A 3673-nucleotide genomic window follows, 5' to 3' on the forward strand; every position below is an offset into this window, starting at 1 on the left:
ATACAGCCTTCTGGGCTTGAAGCCGGCTTTACGCGAGTTGCGACAACCAGGCAGCGGTGTCGCGTACCCCATCTTCCCAGGAGACGCGTGGCATCCAGCCGAGCGCTTGCAGGGCGCGCGTACAATCCAGGACATTGGCTGGAATATCGGCAGAACGCCCGGGTTTATAATCCACCGATATGTGCACATTCAGTACAGCGGATACCGATTGCACAACCTCGTTAAGCGACCTTCCTATGCCTGAACCGATATTCAATACCCGATGTTCCGAATCTATAGCTGCGGAACGCACCAAAGCATCACATACGTCTCTAATGTGAAGATAATCTCGAACAACCGTTCCATCACCCCATATCTCAACGGGCTTTCCTTCAACAGCACGCTTCAAGATGGTTGCCAGAATACCCTGAGGTCTATTCGGTATTTGAAATGGACCATAAGGATTGGCGACCCGTAAAATCGTATAGTTCAACCCTTCGGTCAAACCATAGATTCTTAGCATCTTTTCGGTCGTCAACTTACCGAGGCCGTAAGCTGATATCGGGTCAGTCGCGGCATCTTCGCTAATCGGCAGGTGATGGGCTGGACCATAAACGGTGCCGCCCGAAGACGCAAAAACAAGCTTGCCGACGTTTGCCCGGATTATCTCGGTTATGAGAGAAAGATTGGTCGCCAATGCGGTCTGCAATTCGGTCGCAGGGGCTCGATTGGAAGCAGATGGGTTGCTGCCGCCCAGGAGATGGAAGACAACATCCGCGCCATCGATCACCCGTGCAATCGCGTTGGCATCCTCAAATTCGCCATCCACCCATGTTCCAGGAAATGGAGCATCGTCAACGCGTGAGCGCCTACCAAACCCTACGATCAAAGCGCCTTCCTCGGCAAGTCGCCGACACAGCGACGTTCCGACAAATCCGCCCGCGCCGAGCACCACGCAGCGCCGTCCTGCCAACCCTCCGGCAATAGGCACCATCATGCAATTTCAGCCGAGCGGCAACCAAGGGCGAAGGCGACAGCCTTGTCCATATCGGAGCGAAAGTTAACGAGCATGAGGCTCTATAACCCACCCGAAAGGTTACCGCTAGAAGGGAGCTCGGACCACCGGATTCGCTTGCCTAGGCACCTCGACTTGGCCATGGCGTCCCACCAGTTACGACCCTCCCCATTGTGGTTTGGAACACGCTTACATGTTCGCGATAGCTCGTAGATTCCGCATAGATATGGCTATTGGCATGACCGTTTTGCAGCGCGTTTGGGGCGTAGCTGCAGGCTTGGTCATGGTATTGATGACCAGCACGTTATTTTCCAAAGAAATGCAGGGCTATTACTATACCTTCAACAGCTTGATCGCCCTACAGGCTTTCTTCGAGCTGGGATTAAGTTTTGTTCTTACTCAACTTGTAAGTCATGAAGTTGTTAAGTTGGATGAAAGCCATTCGACATCAGCCGCTGAGCGGCAGTATGCGATCGACCGCATCGGCCTGCTTAGCCAATCTGTCCGCCGCTGGTTTGCAATATTGGCTTTGCTGTTTGCCGTCGGGGTCGGCATCGGCGGCTTAATGTTCCTGAAGCAAGGAAGCGCTGCGGTACCGCCCCGTGAATGGGTCGGTGCATGGTTATTAATCGTCGCTGCAGCTTCTGCAAATCTATATTACAGTCCACAACTCGCGATTGCAGAAGGCACCGGCAAGGTCGCCGATGTTGCTCGTCTTCGCCTTGTTCAGACGATCATCGGATATGTAGCGTGCTGGACGATCATCCTGATTCACCCAACGCTATATGCGGCCGCCTGTATCGGCGTTGTCTCGGCCCTAACTTCAGGATGGTGGCTGCGCCGGCGCAGCGGCATTCCCTCCCTAGTCGCGCAAGTTGTACAAGGCGCGCAAGGCTATGGCTGGCGTCGGGATATCTTTCCCTTGCAGTGGCGCATCGGCATCAGCTGGATGAGCGGGTACCTGCTCTACCAGGTATTCACACCCTTCGTGTTTGCCCATCGCGGCGCCGCTGAAGCAGCCATGATCGGCCTGTCGATTGCAGTATTCAGCAATATTTCGCTTATCGCTATGAGCTGGATGACAGCCACGACGCCCGTCTTGGCGGGCCTGGTCGCGCGGGGGGATCGCGCGGAACTGCGTCGCCGCTTCCGAACGCTGTTCCTGCAGTCGATCGCGTTCCAGGTCGTCGCATGCATTGGCCTGTGCGCGGTGATCTCGACGGGTCAATATCTCAATCTCTCGATCATGCACCGCTTCCTACCGCTCCCCGATCTCATGCTGATCGGTATCGTGACATCATGCAACGTATCCATATTTGCGTTTGCGACGTTCATGCGGGTCCATAAAGAAGAGCCAATGCTGTGGAATTCGCTGGCTTGCGGGCTCCTAGTCGCGTGCTCGACGTATTTCACGTCGTTCTGGGGCGCGCGCTACGTGCTTGCCGCGTACTGCGCGATTATTGTCGCCATCAGCCTGCCTTGGACGATCGCGATTTTTGTCCGATACTGGCGGCGGAGCGACGCTGTCGTTAGCGATCAACTGACAACTGACGTGCTTTGATTGTTGGAAATAGTGATGGCTAAACATCCTCGTCTCGCGATTGTCATTCCTACCTATAACCGCGCCGCCATCGTCGCTGAAAACCTAGCCGCGATGGCAGGCGAAGTACGCGCGCTAGACGTTGCAATCTATCTTTCCGACGACAGTCCCGACAATGCGACCGAAAGCGTTGCCCGTGAACTGGCGCAGGTCATTCCAAACATTCATTACCGTCGGAACGCGCCTGCTTTAGGACATGATGCGAATCTCATCTCGACGCTTTGCTGGGCTGATTCCGACTATGTATGGCTGATGGGTGATGCCATGCGGGTAGAGCCAGGCTGCCTTGGTCGCATCCTTGCATTCCTGAAGGATCAGGACCTGTTGTTCATTCGGGGCCATTCTGACGATCCTCGTATGATTTCCCAACTACAGGGAGAGGAAGCAGTCGCGTTCATGCGCGATGTGTTGTGGCACCAGACATTGACCGGCGCCACCATCTACAACCGACGCGTGTGCGACTGGGTACGCGAACAGGGCTCGGCCATGTTGATGAAGAGAAATTTTCCGCAGCTGAGCGTCATCCTTGGGTATACCAGCGCGCGTCCCATAACAATCGGATGGTATGGCGAAGTATCTATCAATTCGGCCAAAAAAGAGAGCTATTGGCGTGCGAAAGCAATCGGCGTTTTTGTGGATGACTGGGCCGAACTTGTTAACGCCTTCCCGGCTGTAATTCCACCACACCTTCGCGCACGGGTAATTCGGTCTCATTCCCAACACACAGACCTTTTCAACGCAACGACGTTGATTTCGCTCAGGCCATCAGGCGAGTTTTCATGGCAGTCGCTGCGCCGGCCTCACTTCTTGGACGCCATGCATCTTCCCCTCTGGTACATTGTCGGACTGCTAGCGTGGCCATCGGCCACGGTGGCAGCGACCGTAGGGGCAAAACGGTCGGTGCGGTTCTTACGCAATCGCCTGCGGTAATGGGTATCGTGTGTTCGAACAAGAATATGTTCGACCGATGCACACTGTGATCATACAAACATCGTTGCTGCTACTGCAGCGCCAGTGATCAAGTTCTAGTCGTGCGCGCTCTCAAGTTTACATTCATTTTAGTTATGACACCGATGTTT

At 54.7% G+C, this 3673-nt stretch carries 3 protein-coding genes; 2 read left to right on the plus strand and 1 reads right to left on the minus strand.

The features are described from left to right. Positions 1 to 28: 28 nt before the first annotated feature. Positions 29 to 976, minus strand: coding sequence for an NAD-dependent epimerase/dehydratase family protein (locus NLI89_RS21410; RefSeq protein WP_254688765.1), 948 nt, complete (start codon positions 974 to 976; stop codon positions 29 to 31). A 256-nt stretch (positions 977 to 1232) separates the two neighbouring features. On the opposite strand from NLI89_RS21410, the gene NLI89_RS21415 reads away from it, so the two are divergent. Beyond that, positions 1233 to 2555, plus strand: coding sequence for a hypothetical protein (locus tag NLI89_RS21415; protein WP_254688766.1), 1323 nt, complete (start codon positions 1233 to 1235; stop codon positions 2553 to 2555). Between the two features lie 15 nt (positions 2556 to 2570). Then, positions 2571 to 3524 (plus strand): glycosyltransferase family 2 protein, encoded by a 954-nt coding sequence (locus NLI89_RS21420; protein ID WP_254688767.1) that lies wholly within the window; start codon positions 2571 to 2573, stop codon positions 3522 to 3524. Positions 3525 to 3673 lie beyond the last annotated feature (149 nt).

Origin of the sequence: Sphingomonas faeni (assembly GCF_024273235.1) — a bacterium.
Lineage (GTDB): Bacteria > Pseudomonadota > Alphaproteobacteria > Sphingomonadales > Sphingomonadaceae > Sphingomonas > Sphingomonas faeni_A.

Coding starts and splice junctions, on each gene's coding strand:
- NLI89_RS21410 (WP_254688765.1), bottom strand. CDS start 976: ATGATGGTGCCTATTGCCGGAGGGTTGGCAGGACGGCGCTGCGTGGTG.
- NLI89_RS21415 (WP_254688766.1), top strand. CDS start 1,233: ATGACCGTTTTGCAGCGCGTTTGGGGCGTAGCTGCAGGCTTGGTCATG.
- NLI89_RS21420 (WP_254688767.1), top strand. CDS start 2,571: ATGGCTAAACATCCTCGTCTCGCGATTGTCATTCCTACCTATAACCGC.